Annotated in this window: 5 protein-coding genes; 1 reads left to right on the top strand and 4 read right to left on the bottom strand. The window is 67.6% G+C overall.

Annotation, left to right across the window (positions count from 1 at the left end; genetic code table 11):
* Positions 1–89: 89 nt before the first annotated feature.
* Positions 90–1,505 carry a bifunctional ADP-dependent NAD(P)H-hydrate dehydratase/NAD(P)H-hydrate epimerase gene (locus AWC14_RS08290; protein ID WP_057003448.1) on the bottom strand — a complete coding sequence of 472 codons (1,416 nt, stop codon included), beginning with the start codon at positions 1,503–1,505 and terminating at the stop codon, positions 90–92.
* A gap of 109 nt (positions 1,506–1,614) precedes the next feature.
* Between AWC14_RS08290 and AWC14_RS08285 the strand changes: the two genes are divergently transcribed.
* Positions 1,615–2,541 carry a class I SAM-dependent methyltransferase gene (locus AWC14_RS08285; protein ID WP_045382717.1) on the top strand — a complete coding sequence of 309 codons (927 nt, stop codon included), beginning with the start codon at positions 1,615–1,617 and terminating at the stop codon, positions 2,539–2,541.
* On the opposite strand, the gene AWC14_RS08280 is transcribed toward AWC14_RS08285, so the two are convergent.
* Genes AWC14_RS08280 through AWC14_RS08270 form a run of 3 tightly spaced genes read right to left on the bottom strand, consistent with a single transcriptional unit; the run spans position 2,517 to position 3,876 of the window.
* Positions 2,517–3,146, bottom strand: a complete 630-nt coding sequence (locus AWC14_RS08280) for a rhomboid-like protein (protein WP_052425653.1) — start codon at positions 3,144–3,146, stop codon at positions 2,517–2,519. The two genes, AWC14_RS08285 and AWC14_RS08280, sit on opposite strands and share 25 nt — an antisense overlap.
* Positions 3,143–3,526, bottom strand: coding sequence for a type II toxin-antitoxin system VapC family toxin (locus AWC14_RS08275; RefSeq protein ID WP_045382714.1), 384 nt, complete (start codon positions 3,524–3,526; stop codon positions 3,143–3,145). Before AWC14_RS08275 ends, AWC14_RS08280 begins: the two co-directional genes overlap by 4 nt.
* On the bottom strand, positions 3,523–3,876 hold the full coding sequence (locus AWC14_RS08270) for a type II toxin-antitoxin system Phd/YefM family antitoxin (RefSeq protein WP_081968252.1): 354 nt from the start codon (positions 3,874–3,876) through the stop codon (positions 3,523–3,525). Before AWC14_RS08270 ends, AWC14_RS08275 begins: the two co-directional genes overlap by 4 nt.
* Positions 3,877–4,071: the final 195 nt, after the last annotated feature.

Genomic DNA, 4,071 nt, shown 5'->3' with positions numbered 1-4,071 from the left:
CCACAACCGCACCTGGCAACCCGAATCACCCCCGATCACCAAGTCGGCGGCTTGACATCTTCATTGAGAGTCCTTTCGTAGACAAGCTTTTACAGGCCGGCCAGGGCGGTTCGGATGTGGCCGATGATGCGCGACGCCGACGTGGGTGCGTCGCCGGGCCCGGGATCACCGGCGGACAGCGCCGCCGCGCGGGCGTGCACGAATGCCGCGGCGGCCGCCGCCTCGGGCGCGGGCAGCCCCGCGGCCAGCAGCGCGCCGATCATGCCGGACAGCACGTCGCCCGAACCGGCGGTGGCCGCCCAGGATTGCCCGGCCGGGTTGAGGTACACCGGGCCGCCGGCCTCGGCGATGACGGTGACGTTGCCCTTGAGCAGCACGGTGGCGCCGAACGCGTCGGCGAGCTTGCGGGTGGCGCCGATGCGGTCCTCGCCGGGCGGGGCACCGGCCAGCCGGGCGAACTCGCCCGCATGCGGCGTCAGCACGGTCGGCGCCTGCCGGTTGGCGACCAGCTCCGGGTGCGCGGCCAGGATGGTCAGGCCGTCGGCGTCGACGATCACCGGCAGGTCGGTGTCCAACGCGAACCACAGCGCGGCGGCGCCGGCCTCCTCGGTGCCCAACCCCGGCCCGACGACCCAGGACTGCACCCGCCCGGCTGCCGCCGGGGTGGGCGCCGCGACGACCTCCGGCCAGTGCGAGAGCACCTGGTCCAGCGCGCTGCCGACGTAGCGGACCATGCCCGACGTCGCCGCCACCGCAGCTCCGCTACACAACACCGCCGCCCCCGGATACGTCGACGATCCCGCCAGGATGCCGGTCACGCCCTGGGTGTACTTGTCGTCGTTGGGGCCGGGCACCGGCCAGCGCGCCTTGGCGTCGGCCGCCTCAAAGCTCAGCAGGCCGGTGTCGGGCAGGTCCAGGCCGATGTCGATCAGCCGGACCCGGCCGCAGTCGGCGAGCGCGTGGACGGGCTTGAGGCCGCCGAAGGTGACTGTCAGCGCGGCGTGCACGGCGGGCCCGGTGATCGCGCCGGTGGCCACGTCGATGCCGCTGGGAATGTCGACGGCGACCACCGGGATGTCGTCGACCGCCGCGAACACCTCGGCAGCTGCCGACCGCAACGGCCCGGAACCTGAGATGCCCACGACCCCATCGATAACCAGATCGGTCGCGGCCGAAACGCTTTCGACGATGCTGCCCCCTGATCTGCGGAAAGCCTCCAGTCCCTTGCGATCGGCGCGCTCCGGGTTCAGCAGTATCGCGTCGGCCGCAGCGCCGCGACGCCGCAGGAATGTCGCCGCCCACAGTGCGTCACCGCCGTTGTCGCCGGAGCCGACGACCGCGCACACCCGCCGACCGGCCACCCCGCCGGTGCGGGCGGTCAGCTCGCGAATGATCTCGGTAGCCAGGCCGTAGGCCGCGCGGCGCATCAGCGCGCCGTCGGGCAGGCTGGCCAGCAGCGGCGCTTCGGCCTCGCGGATGGCTTCCGCCGAGTAGTACCGCCGCATTCGCCTGCATGCCCTCCTCGTCCTGCCCCGCGCGTCACCAAGATTACGTGGCCGGGCCGCCGGGTAGGCTCGATTAAGTGAGCTAACTATCGACTACGGGAGGGGCGATATGCCACGAGCCGACGACGACACCTGGGACCTGGCGAGCAGCGTGGGGGCCACCGCGACCGGCGTCGCAGTGGGACGGGCGCTGGCCAGCCGGGGCGCCAGCCCGCTGATCAACGACCCGTTCGCCGAGCCGTTGGTCCGCGCGGTGGGCGTGGACTTTTTCACCCGGTTGGCCAGCGGCGAGCTGAACCCGGCCGAGGTCGACGACAACGGCGAGTTCGGCATGCAGCGGATGCGCGACATGATGGCCGTCCGCACACGCTTTTTCGACGACTTCTTCGTCGAGGCGGCCAACCGCGGGATCCGTCAGGCGGTGATTTTGGCGTCGGGACTCGACGCCCGCGCCTACCGGCTGCCCTGGCCGGCCGGCACCGTCGTCTACGAGATCGACCAACCCCGGGTCATCGAATTCAAGACCGGCACGCTGGCCGAGCTGGGCGCCACCCCCACCGCCGACCGTCGCTCGGTGGCCGTCGACCTGCGCCACGATTGGCCGACCGCGCTGCGCGGCGCTGGCCTGGACCCCACCGAACCGACCGCCTGGAGTGCGGAAGGCCTGCTGCCCTTCCTGCCGCCCGACGCCCAGGACCGGCTGCTGGACAACATCACCGCCCTCAGCGCCGCGGGAAGCCGATTGGCCACCGAGAACCTGCCGGACGCCGCCCGGTCCGTACCGATGATGGCCGAGCGGATGCGGGAGGTCGTCGAACGCTGGCGCGCACACGGGCTCGACGTCGACATGACCGACCTCTGGTACGAGGGCGACCGCAGCGACGTGGTCGACTACCTCAACACCCACGGCTGGGCGGCCACTGTCACCAACGCCACCGATCTGTTTGCCGCTCACGGGCTCTCGATCGAACCGGACGACGACAACGACGCGGCCATGTTCGGCTCGCTGGGCTACGTCACCGCGGTGCGGAGCTGACCAGTGCGCCTGCGGGCCATCGGATAGAAGCACAGGCCGATGAAGATCGCCGAGAAGTGCCCGATTGCCGTGAAATTCGGGTCGGCCACCAGGCCTGCGCCGTAGTAGACGGTCAATGCCGCCAGGTAGATCCATCGCCACGGCGACGCAATGCGATACGTGAGCACGGCCATCACGCCGACCATGAAGTAGCTGACACCGACATCACGCACGTGCACCATCTTCTCGGGCTCCAGGTGCTGCTGGATCGCCAGGTACAACAACCCTTCACTGATATAGGTGGCGACAATGTGTGCGGTGAGACCGACTGTGAGCCAGCGTAATTGGCCGAGCCACCGTTCGGCCGGCGCCAGGAACAGGGTGAACAGCACCAGGCACATCAGCCAGTCCCCGCCGTCGACCCAGAACAGACTGGTGAACAGCACGTACAGCGGGTCGGTGCTCAAGTGGTGGATGTTGGTGGAGCGGTGCACGAGCACGCTATGCAGTTCGTGCCGGCTGAGGTGATGTTGCACGATCGTGGTGACCAGCAACACCAACAGCCACAGATACGTCAGCGGTGCGCTGCGCACGAACCGCCACGCGCTGGTCAGCCACGCTGTCACGGCGATTCGACCGGAAGTCCTTGGGAACGGGCGACGTTCGCCATGCGCCGGTCGTAGGTGACAAAAGCGACGAGCTCGTCACCCAGCATCTCGGCGGTTGCCACATGGATCGCGTCGAGGGTCTTTAGTCCGCCCGGCAAGTCGGCCGCCCGGTCACGAACTTCGGCAGTGAGCGCAAGCTCGTCGTAGTCATGCAGAAGTTGCGTCATCAAGTTTGGGAAGTCGCCGATACGGCTGCAGTTCCTCACTGCTTCAATCAATCCCACCGTGCTCGTCACCATGGGACGGCCAGGATGACTTTCGAGAAAGACCTCGAGCTCGGCAGCATTCGGACGAGCAGTCACGATGGCGATAAGAGCCGAGGCATCGAAATAGATCATTGGTTCGCGTCGCCGGTCGCCTCGCGCCGGCTCTCCAGGTCCTCTCTTAATTTGCGCTCCCAGTCGCTTTCGCTATAGCGCTCCTCGAGAAGAAGCTGCAAAGGATCGGGAGCGCCTTCTGGCAGCGTGATACGCGTGAACGTGGCGAGGTCGGACGTCGTCTTTCCGGACCGTCGCAGCGCACCCGACGCCTCTAACTCCTCGATGCGGCTGCGCTTCTGCTGCGTCCCGGGGACCAGCGTGGCGATGACCTTGCCGTGACGGGTGATCTCGATCGTCTCGCCCTTCTCTGCCCGAGCGAACATGGCGCTCGGATTGTAGGAAAATTCGCGCACCGAAACCGTCGCCATTCCACACCAGCTCCATTTGTGCCTACGTGTACCTACATCAGGATAGGCCCTTGATCACTTCTGACGACGCCGCGTATCGTATCGGGCTATTACGAAACGGTGAGTAGCGTAATCATGGGAAAGGACTCTCAATGAAGATGTCAAGCCGCCGACTTGGTGATCGGGGGTGATTCGGGTTGCCAGGTGCGGTTGTCA

This window comes from Mycobacterium kyorinense (assembly GCF_002101735.1).
Lineage (GTDB): Bacteria > Actinomycetota > Actinomycetes > Mycobacteriales > Mycobacteriaceae > Mycobacterium > Mycobacterium kyorinense.
This window is presented reverse-complemented; position numbering and strand designations above follow the sequence as displayed.

What these genes read in the sequence shown, in the direction of transcription:
- AWC14_RS08290 (WP_057003448.1), bottom strand. Translation starts at nt 1,505, where the DNA reads ATGCGGCGGTACTACTCGGCGGAAGCCATCCGCGAGGCCGAAGCGCCG.
- AWC14_RS08285 (WP_045382717.1), top strand. Translation starts at nt 1,615, where the DNA reads ATGCCACGAGCCGACGACGACACCTGGGACCTGGCGAGCAGCGTGGGG.
- AWC14_RS08275 (WP_045382714.1), bottom strand. Translation starts at nt 3,526, where the DNA reads ATGATCTATTTCGATGCCTCGGCTCTTATCGCCATCGTGACTGCTCGT.
- AWC14_RS08270 (WP_081968252.1), bottom strand. Translation starts at nt 3,876, where the DNA reads ATGGCGACGGTTTCGGTGCGCGAATTTTCCTACAATCCGAGCGCCATG.